Source organism: Aureimonas sp. AU40, assembly GCF_001463785.1.
In the GTDB taxonomy this organism is placed as follows: domain Bacteria; phylum Pseudomonadota; class Alphaproteobacteria; order Rhizobiales; family Rhizobiaceae; genus Aureimonas.
The window spans coordinates 103,574-125,352 of sequence record NZ_BBWL01000035.1 but is presented as its reverse complement, the minus strand read 5'-3'; the positions used below and the strand labels follow the sequence as shown (position 1 = coordinate 125,352).

Genomic DNA, 21,779 nt, shown 5'->3' with positions numbered 1-21,779 from the left:
GCCTTCGCCGATCACCGCCAGCACCGCGCCGACGCCGACCGTCTCGCCTTCCTTGACGATGATCTCGGCCAGCGTGCCGGCGGCGGGCGCCGGCACCTCGACCGTCACCTTGTCGGTCTCGAGCTCGGCGATGATCTCGTCCTGCTCGACCCGGTCGCCGGTCTTCTTGAACCACTGGCCGATCGTGGCCTCGGTGACGGATTCACCCAGCGTCGGGACTTTGACTTCGGTGCTCATCGCTTGCTCGTTCGTCTATCGCAAAAGGGCGTATGTTTAAGGGGAAGCGGCGGCGTCAGGCCGCCGCGTCGCCGAGAGCTTCCTCGAGGAAGGCTTCCAGCTGCGCGATATGCTTCGACATGGTGCCGACCGCCGGCGAGGCCGCGGCCTGGCGCCCGGCGTAGCGGGCGCGGCGCTTGGTGCCGCCGATGCGATCCAGCACCCATTCCAGATAGGGCTCGATGAAGCTCCAGGCGCCCATGTTCTTGGGCTCCTCCTGGCACCAGACGATCTCCGCATCCTTGAAGCGCGACAGCTCGTTGACCAGCGCCTTGACCGGGAACGGATAGAGCTGCTCGACGCGCAGGAGGTAGATGTCGTCGACGCCCCGCTTCTCGCGCTCCTCCAGAAGGTCGTAATAGACCTTGCCGGTGCACAGCACGACGCGGCGGATGTCCTTGTCCTTCTTGAGCTTCACGTTCAGCGAGTTCGGCTTCATCTCGGCATCGTCCCACAGGAGACGGTGGAACGAGGTGTCGCCGCCGAACTCGGCGAGGTCCGACACGGCGCGCTTGTGGCGCAGCAGGGACTTCGGCGTCATCAGGATCAGCGGCTTGCGGAAGTCGCGCTTCATCTGCCGGCGCAGGATGTGGAAGTAGTTGGCCGGCGTCGTGCAATTGGCCACCTGCATGTTGTCCTGCGCGCAGGCCTGCAGGAAACGCTCCAGGCGCGCCGAGGAGTGCTCAGGACCCTGGCCCTCGTAGCCGTGCGGCAAGAGCATGACGAGGCCCGACATGCGCAGCCACTTGGCTTCGCCCGACGAGATGAACTGGTCGATCACCACCTGCGCGCCGTTCACGAAATCGCCGAACTGGGCTTCCCAGAGCGTCAGTGCGTTGGGCTCGGCCAGCGAATAGCCGTACTCGAAGCCGAGCACCGCCTCTTCCGAGAGCATCGAGTTGATGACCTCGTAGTTCGCCTGGCCCTTGGCGAGGTTGGACAGCGGGATGTAGCGGTTCTCGTTGCGCTGGTCGTAGAGGACCGAGTGGCGCTGGGAGAAGGTGCCACGCTCGGAATCCTGGCCCGACAGGCGGATCGGCGTGCCCTCGGTCAGCAGCGAGGCGAAGGCCAGCGCCTCGCCCGTCGCCCAGTCGAGATTCTCGCCCGATTCGATCTGCTTGGCGCGGTTTTCGAGGAAACGGCCGATCGTCTTGTGGACCTCGAAGTCGGCGGGGACATCGGTCAGCTTGCGGCCGAGTTCCTTCAGCGACTTGACGGGAACGCCGGTGATACCCCGACGCTGCTCGTCCTCGTCGTCGGCCCGCTTGAGGCCCGACCAGGCGCCGTCGAGCCAGTCGGCCTTGTTGGGCTGGTAGCTCTGGCCGGCTTCGTACTCGGCCTCGAGATCGGCGCGCCATTCCGCGCGGCGAGCGTCGACGTCGTCCTGGCCCAGCACGCCTTCCGACACGAGTTTGGCGGCGTAGATCTCGAGCGTCGTCTTCTGCTCGCGGATCTTGCGGTACATGATCGGCTGGGTGAAGCCCGGCTCGTCGCCCTCGTTATGGCCGAAGCGGCGATAGCAGAACATGTCGATGACGACCGGCTTGCCGAAGGTCTGGCGGAACTCGATCGCGATCTTGGCGGCGTAGGTGACCGCTTCCGGATCGTCGCCGTTGACGTGGAAGATCGGCGCCTCGACCATCTTCGCCACGTCCGACGGGTAAGGCGAGGAGCGCGAGAAGCGCGGATTGGTGGTGAAGCCGATCTGATTGTTGATGATGACGTGCAGCGAGCCGCCGACGCGGTGGCCCTTCAGGCCCGACAGGCCGAAGCATTCCGCTACGACGCCCTGGCCGGCGAAGGCCGCGTCGCCATGGATCAGGAGCGGCAGCACCTCGGCGCGAACCTCGGCGGGAACCGACTCGGTGCGGGTGCGACCGCCGCCCAGCTGGTCCTGCTTGGCGCGCGCCTTGCCCATCACCACCGGATTGACGATTTCCAGATGCGAGGGGTTCGCCGTCAGCGACAGGTGAACCTTGTTCTGGTCGAACTCCCGGTCCGAGGAAGCGCCCAGATGGTACTTCACGTCGCCCGAACCCTCGACGTCCTCGGGCTTGTAGGAGCCGCCCTTGAACTCGTGGAAGATGGCGCGGCGCGGCTTGCCCATGACCTGGGCGAGCACGTTCAGGCGGCCGCGATGGGCCATGCCGAACACGATCTCCTTCATGCCCAGCTGGCCGCCGCGCTTGATGATCTGCTCGAGCGCGGGGATCAGCGACTCGCCGCCGTCCAGACCAAAGCGCTTGGTGCCCTTGTACTTGACGTCGATGAACTTCTCGAAGCCCTCGGCCTCGATCAGCTTGTTGAGGATGGCGCGCTTGCCCTCGGGCGTGAAGGCGACGCCCTTGTCCGGCCCTTCCATGCGCTCCTGAATCCACTGCTTCTCCAGCGGATTGGAAATGTGCATGAACTCGACGCCGATGGTCGAGCAGTAGGTGCGCTCCAGAATGTCCACGATCTCGCGGATCGTGGCGAACTCCATGCCGAGCACGTTGTCGATGAAGATCTTGCGGTCGAGATCGGCGGCGGTGAAGCCGTAGTTCTCAGGGGAGAGCTCGTTGTAGTCGTCTTCCGGCTTGGCGAGGCCCAGCGGGTCGAGCTTGGCGTGGAGGTGGCCGCGCACCCGGTAGGCGCGGATCAGCATGAGGGCGCGCACCGAATCGCGCGTCGCCTGCAGAATGCTAGCCTCGGACGGGGCGCCGGCGCCAGCTTTGGGCGCCTCCACGGCGGCCTTGTCGCGCAGCTTCTTCTCGACCTTGGCCTCGGTCTGGCCCCAGTTGCCGTCGAGCGCGGAGACGAGTTCGCCATTGGCCGCGATCGGCCAGTTGGCGCGCTGCCAGGACGGACCCTCGGCGTTCTTCACGACGGTCGCCTTGTCGTCCGCCATCGCGCCGAAGAAGGAGCGCCATTCCTCCGACACGGAGGAAGGATCGCGCTCGAAGGCAGCCGCCAGTTCCTCGATGTAATCGGCGTTTCCGCCGTAGAGGAACGAGGTCTGCGCGAAGGATTCGTTCGCCGGGTTGCGTGCCATGATTTGAAAACGCGGCTCCCGCTTTTTCGGGCGCCGTCTCCTTGGAATGGAAAAAGGGCGAAGGTCCGTCGCTTCGCCGTTCACTCGAACGCTCTTAGAGCCCGTTCGGAATCTCGGTCGGGTCGGCCTTGCGGGGCTTTTCCGTCACCGAACTTCCAGCCGGACTCTTACCCGGCTTTACCTTGCGCGAAGGCCGCGCGGGCCAGGTCAGCCGCGCGGCTCCGTCTTGTCGGACCAATCCGGCCGAAACGCGGCGAAACCGCGCTTTGGCCGGATCGGATATGGCGTCAGCCCTTGAGAACTTCCACCAGCGTCTTGCCGAGGCGCGCCGGCGAGGGCGAGACGCGGATGCCGGCCGCTTCCATGGCCGCGATCTTGGATTCCGCGTCGCCCTTGCCGCCGGAGACGACGGCGCCGGCATGGCCCATCGTGCGGCCCTTGGGCGCCGTGCGGCCCGCGATGAAGCCGGCCATCGGCTTCTTGCGGCCGCGCTTGGCCTCGTCGATCAGGAACTGCGCCGCGTCCTCCTCGGCCGCGCCGCCGATCTCGCCGATCATGATGATCGACTTGGTCTCGTCGTCGGCCAGGAACATCTCCAGCACGTCGATGAACTCGGTGCCCTTGACCGGATCGCCGCCGATGCCGACCGCCGTGGTCTGGCCGAGGCCCTCGTTGGTGGTCTGGAACACCGCCTCGTAGGTCAACGTGCCGGAGCGCGAGACGATGCCGACATTGCCCTTCTTGAAGATCGAGCCGGGCATGATGCCGATCTTGCACTCGTCCGGCGTCATGATGCCGGGGCAGTTGGGGCCGAGAAGGCGCGACTTCGACTTCTCCAGGCGGGCCTTGACGCGCACCATGTCGAGCACCGGAATGCCCTCGGTGATGCAGGTGATGAACGGGATTTCGGCCTCGATCGCCTCGATGATGGCGTCGGCCGCGCCGGCGGGCGGCACATAGATCACGGAGGCGTTGGCGCCCGTGGCGTCACGCGCCTCGGCGACCGTGGCGTAGATCGGCAGGCTCTCGCCCTTCGAGCCGGTCCAGGTCTCTCCGCCCTTCTTGGGGTGGATGCCGGCGACCATCTGCGTGCCGTGATAGGCCAGCGCCTGCTCGGTGTGGAACGTGCCGGTCTTGCCGGTCAGGCCCTGCACGATGATCTTGGTGGTCTTGTCAACGAGAATGGACATTCAACGTTTCCGATCTCTTCTTTCGGCGTTGACGCATCGACGATACCGCGATCGTCGCGCCAAAAATGATGAAAATGCCAGCGGCCGCGAAGGGAGAAAGGGGGTCTGCTTGGAGTGAGCGCAGCGGGACTGCCCGTCGCTTCGAACCCCTGTCACCCTTCCGCCTTCGCCTGCCACCCGAACCAGACACCAGCCGGAGCCAACGCCGCAGGCGCGACGCTGGCTCCGACGAGGCTCGTTACTTGATCGCCGCGACGATCTTCTGCGCGGCGTCGTCGAGATCGTCCGCCGCCGTGATGGCGAGGCCCGACTCGTTCAGAAGCTTCTTGCCGAGTTCCACATTGGTGCCTTCCAGGCGCACCACGAGCGGAACCTTGAGGCCGACTTCCTTCACGGCGGCGATGACGCCTTCCGCGATGACGTCGCACTTCATGATGCCGCCGAAGATGTTGACGAGGATGCCCTCGACCTTCGGGTCGGCCGTGATGATCTTGAAGGCCGCGGCCACCTTCTCCTTGCCGGCGCCGCCGCCGACGTCGCAGAAGTTCGCCGGCTCCTTGCCGTAGAGCTTGATGATGTCCATCGTCGCCATGGCAAGGCCCGCGCCGTTGACCATGCAGCCGATATTGCCGTCGAGCGCGACATAGGCGAGGTCCCACTTGGAGGCCTCGATCTCCTTGGCGTCCTCTTCGGTCTCGTCGCGCAGCTCGCGCATGTCGTCGTGGCGGAACAGCGCGTTGCCGTCGAACGAGACCTTGGCGTCGAGAACGCGCAGGTGGCCGTCGGTCATGACGATCAGCGGGTTCACTTCCAGAAGCGCCATGTCCTTCTCGGTGAAGGCCTTGTAGAGCGCGGGGAAGAGCGACTTGGCGTCCTCGCGGGCCGCGCCTTCCAGGCCGTAGGCCTCGGAAATCGTGGCGACATCCGCCTCGGTCACGCCCGTCGCCGGGTCGATGGCGATCGTGTGGATCTTCTCGGGCGTGTCGTGCGCCACGGCCTCGATGTCCATGCCGCCTTCGGTGGAGACCACGAAGGCCACGCGGCCGACGGAGCGGTCCACCAGCAGCGAGAGATAGAGTTCGCGGGCGATGTCGGCGCCGTCCTCGATATAGAGGCGGTTCACCTGCTTGCCGGCGTCGCCCGTCTGGGCGGTGACGAGCGTGTTGCCCAGCATGTCCTTGGCGTGGGAGACGACCTCTTCGATCGACTTGGCGAGGCGCACGCCGCCCTTGGCGTCGGGACCGAGTTCCTTGAACTTGCCCTTGCCGCGACCGCCGGCATGGATCTGCGACTTCACGACATAGAGCGGGCCGGGCAGCTGCTTGGCGGCGGCTTCCGCTTCGCTGGCGCTCGTAATGGCGACGCCGCCGGCGACCGGGGCGCCAAAGCCCTTGAGAACCTGCTTGGCCTGATATTCGTGAATGTTCATGGGATCATCTCGTTGGGAGCGGGATCGGTGCAGTCTGCGGCCCGGAGGAGGGACCGCCCGGAGGCCGGGTGCTGCGGGTGGGCTGGGAGAGAGCCGGGCGCGGAGCGCGACGAACCGGCGGCACGGGCCGCACGGCGGGTCTCGATCCAGTTCGTGCGCAGTCGCGCCATGACGCCTCGTTTCGCATCCACGGTGCGGCGGGATCGGCTCGGCCAAAGCGGCAGGCGGCGCGCGCCCGTCCCGGTTCGGCATCGCGCTCCCTCGCGACCGTTGTCGGCGGCTGAGTTACCGTCCCTCTCCCCAAAGCGCAATCACTGCTTTTCGGGGGTGAGCAGTTTCAACCGGTTAGACCAAGTGGGGCTTACGTAAAAGTCAGTGATAAACCGCCGCGCTAACAACGGGAAAGCCGAGACCACGCGGAGCAAATGAAATTTTTTCGCATTTGCACCTGCGAACAGCCCATCTAGCGCCTCTTTCACCCAAACCGGCCTAGCCTCGGCACCGCCCTCCCCTAGCCCCGCGCCGGCGGGGACAGCCACGCGGGCGGAGAAGCGGCCGGGCATCTGAGCTGCTCAGGCGGCCTTGAGTTGGGCGCGCGCGAGATAGTCGCCGGAGCGCATTTCGGTGAGGCGCGAGATGGTGCGGTCGAACTCGAAGAGCTCCGTGCCGGAGCTGGCCCGGTAGAGCTCGTGCGCGGGCGCAGCCGCCGAGACGACGATCCGCCGCCCGGCATCATAGAGCGTGTCCACGAGGAGGATGAAGCGCTTGGCTTCGTTGCGCTGGTCCTGCGTCAGAACGGGAATCCCCTCCAGCATCAGCGTATCATAGCGCGCCGCCAGAGCGAGGTAGTCGTTGGCACCGAGCGGGCGCTGCAGGAGATCGGCGAAGGCGAAGCGCGCCGCGCCGTTGCCCGCGCGGGGCACGGCGACCCGCCGCCCCGCCACCTCGAACCCGTCCGGCGCCTCCCCTCCGCCGGCGAGGATCGAGCGCCAGAGCGCGTCCATGCGCCGGTTCGCCTCCGGCCCGAGCGGCGTGACATAGAGGCTCTCGCCCTCCACCGTCTCCATCCGGTAGTCGGTCGGCGCGTCGAGGAAATAGATCTCGGCGTGCTGTTTCAGCGTTTCCACGAAGGGCAGGAAGAGCGGCCGGTTCAGCCCGTCGCGATAGAGATTGTCGGGCGCGACATTGCTAGTGGCGACAAGCACGACGCCTCGCGCGAACAGCGCGTCGAACAGGCGCGACAGGATCATGGCGTCGGCGATGTCGGTCACCGTGAACTCGTCGAAGCACAGAAGGCGCGCCTCGGCCGCGATCGCCTCGGCCACCGGCGGAATCGGATCGTCGCCCTTGGCCTCGCCGGCCTTCACGGCGGCGCGGTGCGCGTTGATCCGGGCATGGGCCTCGCGCATGAACTCGTGAAAATGCAGCCGGCGCTTGCGCGGCTCGGGGCAGAGCTTGAAGAACAGGTCCATCATCATGGACTTGCCGCGCCCGACCGAGCCGTGGATGTAGAGCCCGCGCGGCGCCTGCGGCTTCTCCTTCTTGCCGAACAGCCAGCCCAGCGCGCTGGATTTCGACGGCAGGGCCTGAAGCTTCAGCTCGGCGCCGAGCCGATCCAGCTTGTCCGCGAGATCGGCCTGGATCGGATCGGGCAGCATCTCGCCGGCCCGCACGCGCCGCTCCAGCTCGGTGCGCACCGGGCCGCGCTCGGAACCCGGCTTGCCGTAATGCTTCGCATCAGCCATGTCGGAAGAACCTCAAGAAACTGCCGCGCGCCCTTGGATCGGGCGGCGTGGCGGGCACCCATGCGGGGCGCGGCCGGACCGTCCTGCCGGCCCGTCGCCCGAGCCGGCATTCTATTCGACCCGTTTGTTAGCATCCGCGATGCCGCACGGCAAAACGCCGCCGCGCCTCATCCGCCAAAAGCGGGAGACGCGGCGGCGCAGCAAGGTCCAAGCGCGACCCGATCGGCCGCGCGCGAACTCTTTAGCGGTAGAGGCTGACGGACTGGCCGCCGCTTGTGGTGCCTTCGTAGCGCGTGCCGCCGGCGTTGGAGAGCGTGGCGACCGTCGAGCCACCCGAATCCTTCAGGACGACCTGATTGCCCGACACGTCCCAGGCCGAGACATCGGCCACCTGGCCGGGGCAGCCGCGCGAGGCGGCGCGGTAGCCACCGGTCCACTGCGTCAGCGCCATGAAGATCTGGCAGTTGCCGCCGCCCGAGGACACGCGCCAGGCGCCCACCAGCCCTTCGCGCGTGACGGGAGCGGCGGAGGCGGTCTGCGTCGGCGGAGTGGCCTGGGTGGGTGCAGCGCCGGGCGGCGTCTGGCCCGGGGGCGGGGTCTGCGAAGCGGGAGCGACCGGCGGCGGGGGCGGCGGCGGAAGCTGGTTGGCGTAGACCTGGCCGGTCGGCGCCGCGCGCAAGGGTGCGATGCCGGAATTGCCGGCCATGCTCGGGCCACCCATGCCGGGGGCGACCGAGTTGCAGCCGGCCACGGTCAGAAGCGCGGCCAGCGCCGCACCGGTCTTGGTCCAATGGGTCATGTCAGCCCGATCCTCGTCCATCCGCCATCGACGCCGTTCGCGACGCGCGCCGTTTCCAATCGTTAAAAGGGGCCGGCTCGCGGTTTCGCAAGCCAAGGCCGGCCCAATCGTTAAATTGCACGGTAAATTGTGGCGGTGCCGCCACGCAAGGGCGCGGCGCGGTTTAGAAGGCGGGATGCAGCCGCAGCAGTCTTTCCCGTCTCCGAGGAACGATGCGAGGGCGCCTTGATCGAGCCATCGCGGGGAGCTGAGGCGAACCACCTCGCTGCCCGCTCCCCGCCTGCTTGGCGTCCCAAGCTCTCAATTGGCGCCTTCCGACAGCGCGTCCTCGCCCGGCCCCTCGCCGTCCAACGTTTCACCCTGGCCCTCGGCCCTGTGCATGGGATCGCCGGTCGCGATGCTTTCCGCCGGCTCGGGGTCGAGATCGACCAGCGGGCGCTGGAAATCGCCGGTTTCGGGGTCCATGACCCAGAGTTCGGCGGTGGAAATGTCGAACCAGGCGCCGTGCAGCGACAGGTCGCCGGCCGCCTCGCGCTCGACGATATAGGGGAAGGAGCGAAGGTTCGCAATCGAGGTGCGGATCGAGATGCGCTCCAGCGCGGTCTGCCGCTCGCCCGAGGTCAGGAGCTCGTTGGCCGAGACGGCGGCGGCCACCGGCTCCAGGATGCTCATCCACTTGCCGATGAAGTCGCCGGGCGAAAGCGGCTCGGCGTCGGGCGCCAGCGCCGCCTTGATGCCGCCGCAGCGCCCATGCCCCATCACGACGATGTGCTTGACCTTCAAGGCCTGCACGGCAAATTCCAGCGCCGCCGAGGTGCCGTGGAAATCGCCGTCGGGATTGTAGGGCGGCACGAGATTGGCGACGTTGCGCACCACGAAAAGCTCGCCCGCCCCGGCGCCGAAGATCGTCTCGGGCGCGGCGCGGGAGTCGCAGCAGGCCACCACCATGGTCTCGGGCGTCTGCCCGTCGCGCGCCAGCGTCCGGTAGCGCTGCGTTTCCTGGAGATAGCGGCCTTCCACGAAGGACCGGTAACCCTGGAGAAGAGGCGTCGGCAGAAGGGACATCGGGCGCTCCATGCGGGGTGGGGTGGGGGCCATCGCGCCTTGGAGCACGCGGCCTTGGGTTTGAAACGTCTCTAACCTTTTTTGCACGTGCTCACATAGAGAGTCCCATGCGGCATGGACAGGCCCCGCCCCGATCCGCCGGACAGGCGGCGGGGGCTGGTGGAGAGAGCAGTGGCACCACCGCCGCCCCCTAATCGCTCGAAGGAGGTGGCCTGAAGGATTGGACGAGCAGCGTCATTCGCAGCGTCACCCCGATCGGCCAGTCCCCGCCGATCTTGCCTCCCGTCCTGCGGACGGGCGAGACCTCTGGCGCGCCGTCACCTGACCGGCACTCCACGCAGAAGGATTTTCGTTCGGAGACGAGAAGCGAAGCTCATGTAGTGCGAGGGCTCAGGACCAAACCTTCGCGGCGAAGTCTATGGCGAAGGAACCCGGCCAGCCGCCCCCCGAGATTTTATCAGGGGCACTTATCCCGGCGTCTCCAATGGTCAGGCCCAGATCGCCACCGGAAGGCCGAAGCCGTCGCGCTCCGGCGGGTCGGGCAAGGAGGTCGCCTCCCCCCGCGCCAGCCGCCGCGCCACGAGAAGAAGGACGCAGGCGTCGAGCCGGTCGTCCTCCCCGGCGCCTCTGGGAAGCGCAGCGCTCAGGAGCTCCGGCGGCAGGCCACTTGCCAGGAGCAGATGGCGGCGCTCGGCCGCGCCATCCTCATGGACCCGCCCGCCCCGCTTCTTGGAATGGCGCATGGCCTCGCCGCCGTTCAGCCGGGCGAAGGCGATTTCGGGATGGCTTTCGAAGACGCGCCTCGCCAGCGCGGGCTCGGCGCGCAGGAGCGCGTCGAGTTCCAGAATGCGCGGGAACAGGCCGAAGCCTTGGATTGACACCGCGCGCGGCGGCTCGGACGTTTCGCGCGCCCGTGCGCAAACCCGCCGATAGGCGTCCGCCCTCGCGGCCGCATCGGCGAACGGCCCCGCCCCCGCTTCCACCGCAGCGCGGGCCGGAATGGAGAAGAGGCTGGAGCGGCGGTCGGGTGTCAGGAGCGGACGGGCGGCGATCTCGGCGGCGCGCCCCGCCCCGTCGATCCGCTCCGGCAGGCCGATCGGCATGTCCACCGCGAGGATCGCATCCGCCGGAAGGGCGGCGAGAAGATCGGCGAAGCGCGGCGCGACGAGGAGTGCGCACGCCTCGCCCGGCCGTTCCAGCGCCGCGATCCAGCCGCCTCGGCAGCCATCGACGCCCGCGAGGGCGCGGGCGCCGCTCATGAGGGTCGAGACGGTTCGAGACTCCGTTCGAGTCTGGCCTGCGTCGCGTTACCGTTGCCTCGTGTTGGCCACCGAGAAAGCCTTGCCGCGAGAGCCCGACAGAGGAAGCGAAGGACCTTCGGCCCCGCTTTGAACTTGCCGGCAACGACAAATGGCGCACCCGCCTTCCCTCGCAGCGCACCTGAGCGATCGCTTCGCTTTGCCGGCAAAGTCGCGTCCCTCACAAAGAGGCCGCATCGCTCACGCCCGCCTGCCACCCGTGGCGAGGCGGCGGATCTGAACCATGGCCATCGGCGTCTTCAGGCTGTCGGCGTCGGTTTCCAGCGTCAGCTCGTCCTTGCCGCGCTTGGTGGTGCGGGCCAGGATCTCGAACACCGCCGCGGTGGTGGATTGCAGTGCCTTCTCGCCGGAAAGGCCGGCGAGCTTGCGCGCCAGGAACACCGCGCCCGTCAGATCGCCCAGGCCGTTCGGCACGCCCTCGATGCAGCGATGCTCGGCGAGGATCGCCGCGTCGTCCTCCACCAGGAGATTGCCGATGCCCCCGCGCAGCAGGGGATAGGCGGAGGTGACGACGACCGAGCGCGGCCCGAGCGCGCTCGCCGCCTCCACCAGATGCGAATTGGCGGAGAATTCGAGGCCGGTGAGGAATTCGAGCTCGAACCGGTTGGGCACGGCGATGTCGGCGCGCGGGATCAGCTTGTCGCGAATGGCGTCGAGAACCGGGCGCGGCTGGTAGAGCCGGCCCGCGCCGTCCGCCCCGCCATCGCCAAGTACGGGATCGCAGAGATAGAGCGCGCGGGGATTGCCGGCCTTCACCGCGTCCACCAGCGAGGCCACGGCCTCCACCTGCTCCGGGCCGCCGAAATAGCCGGAGATCACCGCGCCCACCTCGCCCAGCCAGGGCGCGCGGGCGAGATCTGCGATGAAGGCGGCGAAGGTTTCGGGGTCGGGCACGATGCGGGTCGAGGGGCCATGGCCGGGATGCCAGGGCAGCGTCACGGTCGGCACCGACCAGACGGGATAGCCCAGCGTTTCCAGCGCGAAGACCACGGCCCGGTTGCCCACCGTGCCGCGCGCCACATGGGACGAGATCGAAATGACCGCCGGCTTTTCGCCCGACGCGGGAGGGACCTGGGACATGGACGCTTGGTTCACTCCGCCAAAAGCTGGATGACGAGTAGCACGGCGAGCACGAGAAAGGCCGCCAGCCCCGCCAGCCGGCCGATGCGCGTGCCCCAGACCTCGATCCGATCGGCCGGGTCGGCATCGCCCGCCCAGAAATGTCGCCGCGCGCCGAGCACCATCCGCTCGGCCGCGACCCCGGTCTGCGGCTCGGTCTCCTGGCGCACGCGGCGCAGGATGGCCTCGGCCTCGTCGCGGCGCTCCCGGTCGTCGGATCGTCCTGTCATGGCGGCGAACCTGCCGGAAAAGCGGGCTTCGGGCAAGTCGGCGCCCGCTCGCCGCGCACGAATTCACCCCCCTGCCGAGGGTCGGGGCGCGGGCCCTGCCCGCCGCGACATCTTGCCCTATATGGCGCGAACGTGCCCGCTTCCCGGAGGACTGCCCCCGTGTCCCTGTCGCTCGCCCCCTCGGGCGTTTCCCGCTTCGCAAGGTGGCGCCTCGCCCTCGCGCTCCTGGTTCTTGCCCCGCTTCTGTCGGCCTGCGGCGTCAACAATGTGCCGACGCTGGAAGAGCGCGCCAAGGCGAGCTGGGGCGAGGTGCAGAACCAGTACCAGCGCCGCGCCGACCTGATCCCCAATCTGGTGGAAACGGTGAAGGGTTATGCCGCGCAGGAGCGCGACGTGCTGGTGGCGGTGACGGAAGCGCGCGCCAAGGCGACACAGACCACGATCACCGCCGACCAGCTGACCGACCCCGCCGCCGTGCAGCGCTTCCAGACCGCGCAGGAGGAGTTGGGCGGCGCCCTGTCCCGCCTGCTCGTCACCGTGGAGCGCTATCCCGACCTCAAGTCCAACGCCAATTTCCTGGCTCTGCAGAGCCAGCTGGAAGGCACAGAAAACCGCATCGCCGTGGCGCGGCGCGACTATATCGAGGCGGTGCAGGCCTACAACACCGAGCTTCGCACCATTCCGGGCCGCTGGATCGCTGGCATTCTCTACCCCGACTCCAAGCCCATGCAGGTCTTCGAGGCCAACACCGGCGCCGCGACGCCGCCGCCCGTCTCGTTCAACCGCTGAGGCGAGGGCGGCCATGCGCGCCCATCCTGCCCGTCAGACAAAGCGGCCGGTTCGCGCCTCGGCGCTCGCCGCGCTCTGGCTGCTGGCCCTTCTGGCGCTCCCGGTCTTGGCGGGGCTTGCCCTTGCTGGGCCGGCCCTGGCGCAGACCTTCCCGCCGCTTTCCGGCCGGGTGGTGGACAGCGCGGGCCTTCTGGACGCGGCCGCGAAGGCGGAGCTGACGCAAAAGCTCGAGGCCTTCGAGCAGCGCTCCAGCGATCAGGTCGTGGTCGCCACCGTGCCCGATCTGCAAGGCTACGACATCGCCGACTACGGCTACCGGCTCGGTCGCGCCTGGGGCATCGGGCGGGAGGGTGAGAACAACGGCGTCATCCTCCTCGTTTCCAAGAACGACCGGCGCGTGCGCATCGAGGTCGGCTATGGGCTGGAGGGCACGCTGACCGACGCGCTGTCGGGGCTCGTGATCGAGAACGACATTCTGCCGCGCTTTCGCGCCAACGACTATCCCGGCGGCATCCGCGCCGGAACCGACGCCATCCTGCAGATCCTGGGCGGCGACGCCGCCGAGGTCCAGGCCCGCGCCGAGCGCAACGCAGGCTGGCAGGGCCAGGGGCAGGGACAGGGACAGGGACAGGGCTCGGATGGCTGGCTGAGCCTTGCGGTCATCCTCTTCATTCTCTTCGTCGCCGTCGGCCCGCTTCTGGCCGCCCTCTTGTCGCGCCTCTTCGGCGGCGGGCGCGGCGGCCCCGGAAGCGGCCCGGGCGGCGGCTCGGCCATGCCCGCCCGCCGGCGCCGACGCGCCATTCCCATCAGCCCCGGCTGGGGCGGCGGGTTCGGAGGCGGCTCGGGCTGGGGCGGCGGCGGTTCTTCGTCCGGCGGCGGCTTCTCGGGCGGCGGCGGGTCCTTCGGCGGCGGCGGCTCGTCGGGAAGCTGGTAGGAGACAGGATGGCGCTTCGCTTCACCCCAGAGGACCACACCCGCATCGCCGGGGCCATCGCGGCGGCGGAGCGGGAGACCGGCGGCGAGATCTATGCCGTCTTCGCCCGCGCGAGCGACGATTATCGCTTCGTCGCCGCCACGCTGGCACTGGCGCTCTCGCTCCTGTTCGGCTGGCTGGCGGCGCTCGTCGCCGCCCTGTCGGGCCTCGCCCTCCCCGCCCTCCTGGTGGAAACCGCGCAGCTGGCGGGCGCGGCGATCCTCTTTCTTCTCCTGCGCTCCTCGCATCTCACCATGCTCTTTGTGCCCCCGGCCCTCGCCCGGGCGCGCGCCGCCCGCATGGCGCGGGCCCAGTTCCTCGCCCACAATCTCCACCGCACGCCCGAGCGCACCGGCGTCCTCCTGTTCGTTTCGGAAGCGGAACGTTATGCCGAGGTGATCGCCGACGAGGGCATCGCGGCCGAGGTGCCCCAGGCCGAATGGGACGGGATCGTCGCCGGACTGGTGGAGGCCGCCAAGGGCGACCGGCTGGTCGAAGGCTTCGAGGCGGCGGTGCACCGCAGCGGCGCGCTGCTCGCCGCGCGCTTTCCGCCGGACCCGACGGGGCGCAACGCCATTCCGGACCGGCTGGTGGAAATCTGAGCGCGCCGTCCCATCCTTGGTGGCGACACCCAAACGGAGAACGGGCCTGCCATCGGCCCGTCGCGAACGCCGATTAGAGAAGGACCGGCACGCCCGAGGCGGCGGAAAGCCCCGCGCCAGCCGGTCTTGCCAGGGTCCCTCCCCAACCGAACGGGGCGAGAACAGCCCTGCGGTTCCAAGCGAGGAAGCACCATGCCCGATTCCACCGGCGAGAAGCGCGCCATCCTCCAAGCGGCCCTGTCACGCCTGCCGGACGGCGGCATGGCGGCCCGGCTCGCGCCTCTTCTCTTCGCGCGCCCGCCGGCCGAGGATCTCGCGCCCTTCGACCCCGCCTTTCTCGCCGGCATGGCCGAGCGCGCCGCCGATCTTCTCGCCGGCCATCGCCCCGGCGGGTCCAAGGTCCGCGTCGAGCGCTTCAGCGAGGCGGCGCGCCTCGGCGAACCCGTGACGCTGGTCACGCTCGTCCATGACGACATGCCCTTCCTGTTCGACAGCGTGACGGCGGCCATCGCCTCCCGCGCCCCGGCCATCCACGCCGTGTCCCATCCCGTTCTCGACGTGTCGCGCGATGCCTCCGGCGCGCCGGCCGCGTTCCACGCCGCCGGGCGCGAAGGCGGGACCGAGCGCGTCAGCCTGATCCAGGTGGCGATCGAGCCCACCGCCGAGCCGCGCGCGGAAGAAGCGCTGGCCCGCGACCTGGAAGCGATCCTCAGCGAAGTCGGCGTCGTCAATCGCGACCATCAGGCCATGCGGGCCCGCGTCGAGGCCGCCGCCGGCGAGATCGAGGCGCGCGCCGCAAGTGAGGGCGACCGCGCCCGCGCCGATGCCGAGCGCGAAGGCGCCGCGCTCCTGCGCTGGCTCTGCGACGAGAACTTCATCTTCCTCGGCCTTCGCGACTTCAGCTACTTCCCCGAGGGCGAGGCGCTGCGCCGCGTCGAGGGCTCCGAACTCGGCATCCTGACCGACCCGGAGGTGCGCGTCCTGCGCCGCGAGGCGCCGGGCTCGGCCACCAGCGCGGAAGTCCGCGCCTTTCTGGAGGACCCCGCCCCGCTCATCGTCGCCAAGGCGAACGCCCGCTCGCGCGTTCATCGCCGCGTCTACATGGACTATGTCGGCATCAAGCGGCGCGACGCGGAAGGGCGGCTCGTCGGGGAAACCCGGCTCGTCGGCCTCTTCGCCTCCAACGCCTATGCGAGTTCGGTTCTTTCCATCCCGCTTCTGCGCCGCAAGGCCGAGGCGGTGATCGAGCGCTTCGCCTTTTCGCCCCGTTCGCATTCGGCCAAGGCCCTGCGCGTCGCGCTCGACACCTATTCGCGCGACGAGATGTTCCAGATCGACACCGATCTTCTCGCCGACTTCATCGGCGTCGTGACGGAGCTGGGCGAGCGCCCGCGCATCCGCGTCCTGCCGCGCATCGACCGGTTCGACCGCTTCGCCTCCGTCCTCGTCTTCGTGCCGCGCGATCGCTACGACGCGCGGCTGCGCGACGAGATCGGGCTTCTCCTGGCCGAGCGCTACGACGGCCATGTCTCGGCTTGGTATCCCGCCTTTCCCGAAGGCTCGCTCGCCTCGATCCACTTCATCATCGGCCGTCGCGGCGGCCCGACCCCGCAGCCGGACCCGGCCGAGCTGGAAGCCGCGATCACCGATCTCGCCCGCGACTGGATGCTCGGCTTCGAGCGCGCCAGCGCGCTCGCCGGCCGGCATGGCGAGCTGATGGCCATGGCGCCCGGCCTGCCGGACGGCTACCGCGACCTCGTGCCGCCAGACGAAGCGGTGGGCGACGCGCTTCACATGCTGGCTCTGTCCGACACGCAGCGGCTCGCCGCCGACTTCTATCGCCGGCCGAACGAAAGCGCCGAGGTTCTGCGGCTTCGCCTCTACAACCTCGCCCAGCCGCTGTCCCTTTCGCGCCGCGTGCCGATCCTGGAGAATATGGGCTTCTCGGCGGTGGCCGAGCGCTCCTTCGAAATGCGCCGGCCGGACGAAACGACCGTCTGGCTGCACGACATGGAACTGACGCTGCGCTCGGGCGGCGAGATCGCGCTGCCCGATGGCGGCGCCGCGCTGGAGGCGACCTTCGCCGCCGTCACAGACGGGCGCATCGAGAACGACGGGTTCAACGCGCTGGTCTTCGCCGCCGGGCTGGACTGGCGCACCGCCAATCTGCTGCGCGCCTATGCCCGCTATGTCAGGCAGACCGGCTTTGCCTATACCGACGCCTTCATCGCGCAGGTGCTGGAACGCCAGCCCGGGATCGCGCGCGATCTCGCCCTGCTCTTTGCCGCAAGCTTCGACCCCGCGCGCGCCGACCAGGCGGATGACCTTCCCGAGGAGCTGAAGGGCGACGGCGAGGCCGAGCGCGCCGCCCGGCGCGGCGCGCTGCCGGTTCTCCTGCGCCTTCGCGCCTCGCTCGACGCCTTGGAAACGCTGGACGAGGACCGCGTCGCCCGCCGTCTCCTCTCCGCCGTGCTCGCCACGCTGCGCACCAATTTCTACGCCGTGCCCCATGTTTCGGCCGATCCCAACTCGCGGCCGACGCAGGTCGAGCCGGCGCTCGCCTTCAAGTTCGACCCGCATCTTCTGGAGGGCGTTCCCGCGCCCGTGCCCTACCGCGAGATCTTCGTGTTCGACGCACGCGTCGAGGGCGTGCATCTGCGCTTCGGCCCCGTGGCGCGCGGCGGCCTTCGCTGGTCCGACCGCTCCCAGGACTACCGGACCGAGGTGCTCGGCCTCGTGAAGGCGCAGCAGGTCAAGAACGCGGTGATCGTGCCGGTCGGCTCCAAGGGCGGCTTCTACCCCAAGCGCCTGCCCGACCCCGCGCAGCGGGACGTCTGGTTCGAGGCCGGCCGCTCGGCCTATATCGTCTTCATCGCCTCGCTCCTGTCGGTCACCGACAATATCGATGCGGCGGGCGAGACGGTGACGCCCGACGGTGTCGTGCGGTACGACGATCTCGATCCCTATTTCGTGGTGGCGGCCGACAAGGGCACGGCCACCTTCTCCGACACGGCCAATGCCGTGGCCGAGGCGCGCGGCTTCTGGCTGGGCGACGCCTTCGCTAGCGGAGGCTCGGCGGGCTACGACCACAAGGCCATGGGCATCACGGCGCGCGGCGCCTGGGAGGCGGTGAAGCGCCATTTCCGCGAGATGGGTGCCGGCGACAAAGCTTGGGACATCCAGTCCGAGCCCTTCACCGCAGCCGGCTGCGGCGACATGTCGGGCGACGTGTTCGGCAACGGCATGCTGCTCTCGACCCAGACGCGCCTCGTCGCCGCCTTCGACCATCGCGACATCTTCATCGACCCGCAGCCGGACCCGGCCTCGTCCTATGCCGAGCGGCGCCGCCTGTTCGACCTGCCCCGCTCCTCCTGGAACGACTACGACCGGTCGAAAATCTCCGCAGGCGGCGGCGTCTTCTCGCGCCGCGAAAAGCGCATCACTCTCTCGGCCGAAGCCGCCGAGGCGATCGGCTGGGACAAGCGCACCGGCACGCCGCAGGAGGTCATCACCGCCATCCTGCGCGCGCCGGTGGACCTGCTCTGGTTCGGCGGCATCGGCACCTATGTGCGCGCCCGCGCTGAGAGCAATCTGGATGTGGGCGACCGCGCCAACGATGCCGTGCGCATCACGGGCCGCGAGATCCGCGCCAAGGTGGTCGGCGAAGGCGCCAATCTCGCCCTGACCCAGCAGGCCCGCATCGAGGCGGCCCGCGCGGGCGTGCGGCTGAACACGGACGCGATCGACAATTCGGCGGGCGTCAACACGTCGGACGTCGAGGTGAACATCAAGATCGCGCTGCGCGCGGCGGTCGCCGGCGGCTCCCTCCTGCGCCCCGACCGCGACACGTTGCTCGCCTCCATGACCGACGACGTGGCGCGGCTGGTGCTGCGCAACAATTACGAGCAGACCCTGGCGCTCTCGTTGGAGCAGCGCGCGGGCGCGGCCCGCCTGTCGCTCCAGGCGCGACTGATGAGCGTCCTGGAGGAGACCGGCGCGCTCGACCGCGCGGTGGAGACGCTGCCGACCGATGCGGCGATCGCCGATCTTCGCGCCAAGGGCCAGAGCCTGACCCGGCCCGAACTCGCCGTGCTCCTCGCCTATGCCAAGATCGACCTGTTCAACGGCATCGTCTCCGGCCCCCTGCCGGACGATCCCTATCTGCACGAGCGGCTCGTCTCCTACTTCTCGCCGGCCATGCGCCAGCGCTTCTCCGCCGAGATCGACGGGCACCGGCTGCGCCGCGAGATCGTCGCGACGGGTCTGGCCAACGACCTCGTCAACCGCTTGGGTCCGAGTTTCGCCGTGGTGCTGCGCGACGCGACGGGCCGCAACGCCAGCGCGGTCTGCCAAGGCTTCGTCCTGGCGGCGGACGGGTTCGAAATGGCCGACCTCCTGGCCCGGATCGACGCGCTCGACGCCGCCCTGCCCGGCGACACGCAGAACGAGCTCTATGCCGCCGTCTCCACCTTCCTTCAGCGGGTCACGGTCGGCTTGGTGCGGGCCGGCACGGTGGATCTCGGCCCGGCCGTCGCGGCGCTTCAGGAGCGGGTGCGACGCTTGAAGCCCCAACTGGCGAGTCTCGCCAGCGAGCGCGCCCGGCAGGGCGTGGAAGCGGCGGAGGCCGAGTTCGTCCAACGCGGCGTGCCGCAGGATCTCGCCGCCGACCTCGCCCTCCTGCCGCTGCTGGCCTTAGTGCCGGACATGGACGCCGTTTCACGTGAAACATCGCAGCCGATCGAAGCGACGGTGCGCGCCACGTTCGAACTGTCCCATGCCCTTCGCATCGGCCAATTGGAAGCCGCGCTCGGCACTTTGCGCCCGACCGACTATTACGAGACACTGGCGTTGGAGCGCGCCGCCAGCCAGATCGCCCGCGAGCGCCGCCGCCTGACCACGCTCGCCCTTCAGAAGGGCGAGGGCGAGAACCCGGTGGCCGACTGGCTCGCCAGCCAGGGCGACGCCCTGCGCGACGCCAGCGAGCAGATGGCCCGCCTCGCCGGCACCGGCGAAACCTCCGTCTCCCGCCTGACGCTCGCCGCCGGCCTGCTGCAGGATCTGGGGCACTAGACAGGGTCGAGGGAAGGCATCGACGAGGCCGGCGCGCATGCGGCGCCGGCCCCATTGCCAGAGAGGATTGGAGCATCAGCGCGGCAAACGCAGGGCCATGCTCATGATGGTTCACAAAGGAGCCTTGGCGGCCCGACGATAAGCCCGGGATGGACCGAAAGGGCCCGCCTCCGCGCAAGTTGCGACCTCTCTGCCGACCCTATGGCGTGGGGGAGGTTTGCCGGTCGGCCGCCTGGCAACCAACCGGGCGCATAGGGCGGACCATCGGTGGACTGCCCTCGCGGGATAACGATCGCTTCACCTATGACCGCGCCACAGCGCAGGGACGGGTGGAAGGGTCGCAACCGGAAAGCGGAACTCACTCGTCTTTTAAAATATAGATTTTAGACTTATAAGAACAGGATAAGTCGTATCCTTTCCGAACCATCAGCAGATCAATAGAGTTCCGGAATTCCTCCCATCGAGATCCGGCCTATGCCTCGCACTTTTTTATCGATCCAATACCTGCGCGGCGTGGCGGCGGTCCTGGTCGTCTACTTCCACACCAAGGTCTATCTCGCCGATTATGCCTGGGGCCTGCCGCGCAAGTTCGGCTATTCCGGCGTGGATCTCTTCTTCTGCATCAGCGGCTTCATCATGATGCACACCACGCTTGGCCGGCCGATGCGGCCGGTCGCGTTTCTTCGGCGGCGCTTCGAACGCGTCTATCCCCTCTATTGGCTGCTGACGCTCACGAGCCTGGGGCTCTACGTCGTCCTGCCTTCCGCCTTTATCGACGGGTCGGCGACGCTCTCCCATGCCGTCCTGTCGCTCTTGCTGATCGCGCATGACGACGCGCCGGTTCTGAAGATCGGCTGGACGCTGGTCTACGAAGTGTACTTCTATGCCCTCTTCGCCATCATGCTGCTGATCCCGCGCAAGGGGCCACGGATGCTGGCGCTCCTCGCCACGATTACGGGCCTCGTCGCCCTCGGCGCCCTGCTGACGCCGCAAAGCCCGGTGCTGCAGACCTACACACACCCGTTTCTTCTGGAGTTCCTGGCCGGCGCCGTGCTGGGCTACGCGCTGCGGTCCGAGCGCTTTCCCGTCTTGCCCGGCGTGGTTCTCTTCGGCTGCGTGCTCGTCGGCATGCTGCTGATGGGACTTGGCGCGGAGCGGCAGAGCGGCGACGGGTTCTCGCGGGTCGCCTGGTTCGGGTCGGGCGCCACGCTGATCGTCTTCGCCGGCCTGTGCCGGGAGCGGCAGGGGCAGCTTTTCGAGGCGCCCTGGCTGCGCGAGTTGGGGGATGCGTCCTACTCGCTCTATCTCGCCCACCCCTTCGTCCTGACCGCGTTCCGTCAGGTCGGCCGGCGTCTCGGCCTCGCCGCCGCGTCGCCCCTGGCCGAGGGCGTCGTGGTGAGCACGGCGATCCTCGTGTCGATCGGAGCGGGCTGGCTGCTCTATCGCTTCGTCGAAAGGCCGCTCCAAGCCTTCGTTCGCGGCCGGAGGACAAGGCGCCCGAGCGCCACCGACATCGACCCCGGAGCGCCGATCCCTGCACCGCTCGGTTCGTAACGGATTGTCCAGAGAGGCCGGCATCGAGCGAGGCGGAGGCTGAACTCAGCCAATCCGTCTCAGCGACCGGCGACATGCGCCGCCGGTCGCGGCGAAAGGCATCTTACTTCTTGGTGTCCTTCTGGGGCGTCGCGAACTTGCCGGGGACGCCAATCGCGGTCGGCTCGACCTTCTTGGTCTTGTCCGCCTTCGGCTTGCGCGTTTCCTTGTTGCTGCGCATCTGACCCTTGGCCATGATGTCCTCCCGTTGACCGACGCGTCCGGGAATTCCAGGACTGAACCCGTGGTCGAAGCGGTTTTGTGGGCTGTTTTTCGCGGGGCCACAAGAGGCCTTGCGGGCGCTGGGCATGAAGTCTTGGCAAGGCGAAGCGCTGCCTTGACCGTTTCCGTCGACCCGCGCTGCCGGGCCCGGCCTGCCAAGTCTTCCGAGACCGGTTCTGCGCCATCCGCCACGAGCCGCCGGAGCGCAACCCAGACGCGGGGCGGCCAGGGCGCCGCCGCACCGGCGCGGCAGGGATCGGCAAGGATGCCCGGTCCGACACAAGAACCTGTCCACGGCGCCAAACACCCTCTAGAGCCTATGCCGGC

Annotated in this window: 15 protein-coding genes and 1 pseudogene; 5 read left to right on the top strand and 11 right to left on the bottom strand. The window is 68.7% G+C overall.

Annotated elements, in window-relative coordinates; all coding sequences use genetic code 11:
* The 10 genes and pseudogenes from AUL32_RS12285 to AUL32_RS12240 form a co-directional block, all read right to left on the bottom strand.
* A partial coding sequence (locus tag AUL32_RS12285; RefSeq protein WP_304489357.1) for a biotin/lipoyl-containing protein occupies positions 1–237 on the bottom strand: 237 nt, incomplete at its 3' end.
* A gap of 55 nt (positions 238–292) precedes the next feature.
* Positions 293–3,307, bottom strand: a complete 3,015-nt coding sequence (locus AUL32_RS12280) for a 2-oxoglutarate dehydrogenase E1 component (protein ID WP_062115327.1) — start codon at positions 3,305–3,307, stop codon at positions 293–295.
* Between the two features lie 287 nt (positions 3,308–3,594).
* Positions 3,595–4,497 carry a succinate--CoA ligase subunit alpha gene (sucD, locus tag AUL32_RS12275; RefSeq protein WP_062115325.1) on the bottom strand — a complete coding sequence of 301 codons (903 nt, stop codon included), beginning with the start codon at positions 4,495–4,497 and terminating at the stop codon, positions 3,595–3,597.
* A gap of 238 nt (positions 4,498–4,735) precedes the next feature.
* Complete coding sequence (gene sucC / locus AUL32_RS12270; RefSeq protein ID WP_062115323.1) at positions 4,736–5,926, bottom strand: ADP-forming succinate--CoA ligase subunit beta; 1,191 nt, start codon at positions 5,924–5,926, stop codon at positions 4,736–4,738.
* 572 nt (positions 5,927–6,498) lie between these two features.
* Positions 6,499–7,671 (bottom strand): cell division protein ZapE, encoded by a 1,173-nt coding sequence (gene zapE, locus AUL32_RS12265; protein ID WP_280137579.1) that lies wholly within the window; start codon positions 7,669–7,671, stop codon positions 6,499–6,501.
* 241 nt (positions 7,672–7,912) lie between these two features.
* On the bottom strand, positions 7,913–8,470 hold the full coding sequence (locus tag AUL32_RS12260; protein ID WP_061977595.1) for a protease inhibitor Inh/omp19 family protein: 558 nt from the start codon (positions 8,468–8,470) through the stop codon (positions 7,913–7,915).
* A gap of 423 nt (positions 8,471–8,893) precedes the next feature.
* Positions 8,894–9,535: pseudogene (locus AUL32_RS12255) on the bottom strand (carbonic anhydrase); the annotation flags it as partial.
* Between the two features lie 488 nt (positions 9,536–10,023).
* The gene (locus AUL32_RS12250) at positions 10,024–10,794 is read right to left on the bottom strand and encodes a DUF429 domain-containing protein (protein ID WP_062115321.1); all 771 of its coding nucleotides are present in this window, start codon (positions 10,792–10,794) and stop codon (positions 10,024–10,026) included.
* Positions 10,795–11,034: 240 nt separating this feature from the next.
* A complete protein-coding gene (gene pdxY, locus AUL32_RS12245; protein ID WP_061973299.1) occupies positions 11,035–11,934 on the bottom strand; it encodes a pyridoxal kinase PdxY in 900 nt (299 codons plus the stop codon).
* Between the two features lie 11 nt (positions 11,935–11,945).
* Positions 11,946–12,203 (bottom strand): hypothetical protein, encoded by a 258-nt coding sequence (locus tag AUL32_RS12240; RefSeq protein ID WP_061977591.1) that lies wholly within the window; start codon positions 12,201–12,203, stop codon positions 11,946–11,948.
* A gap of 159 nt (positions 12,204–12,362) precedes the next feature.
* Between AUL32_RS12240 and AUL32_RS12235 the strand changes: the two genes are divergently transcribed.
* The 5 genes from AUL32_RS12235 (at position 12,363) to AUL32_RS12215 (ending at position 21,191) form a co-directional block, all read left to right on the top strand.
* Positions 12,363–12,992: a LemA family protein gene (locus tag AUL32_RS12235; RefSeq protein ID WP_062115319.1), complete on the top strand. Its 630-nt coding sequence runs from the start codon at positions 12,363–12,365 to the stop codon at positions 12,990–12,992.
* 13 nt (positions 12,993–13,005) lie between these two features.
* Positions 13,006–13,926, top strand: coding sequence for a TPM domain-containing protein (locus tag AUL32_RS12230; RefSeq protein ID WP_062115316.1), 921 nt, complete (start codon positions 13,006–13,008; stop codon positions 13,924–13,926).
* A gap of 8 nt (positions 13,927–13,934) precedes the next feature.
* A complete protein-coding gene (locus tag AUL32_RS12225) occupies positions 13,935–14,567 on the top strand; it encodes a TPM domain-containing protein (RefSeq protein WP_062115313.1) in 633 nt (210 codons plus the stop codon).
* 192 nt (positions 14,568–14,759) lie between these two features.
* Entirely contained in the window at positions 14,760–19,637 is a 4,878-nt protein-coding gene (locus tag AUL32_RS12220) for an NAD-glutamate dehydrogenase (protein ID WP_062115310.1), read from the top strand.
* Positions 19,638–20,111: 474 nt separating this feature from the next.
* Positions 20,112–21,191, top strand: coding sequence for an acyltransferase family protein (locus tag AUL32_RS12215; RefSeq protein WP_062115307.1), 1,080 nt, complete (start codon positions 20,112–20,114; stop codon positions 21,189–21,191).
* A gap of 103 nt (positions 21,192–21,294) precedes the next feature.
* Here AUL32_RS12215 and AUL32_RS25240 read toward each other — a convergent pair whose 3' ends face one another.
* Positions 21,295–21,540 carry a hypothetical protein gene (locus AUL32_RS25240; protein ID WP_156421450.1) on the bottom strand — a complete coding sequence of 82 codons (246 nt, stop codon included), beginning with the start codon at positions 21,538–21,540 and terminating at the stop codon, positions 21,295–21,297.
* Positions 21,541–21,779: the final 239 nt, after the last annotated feature.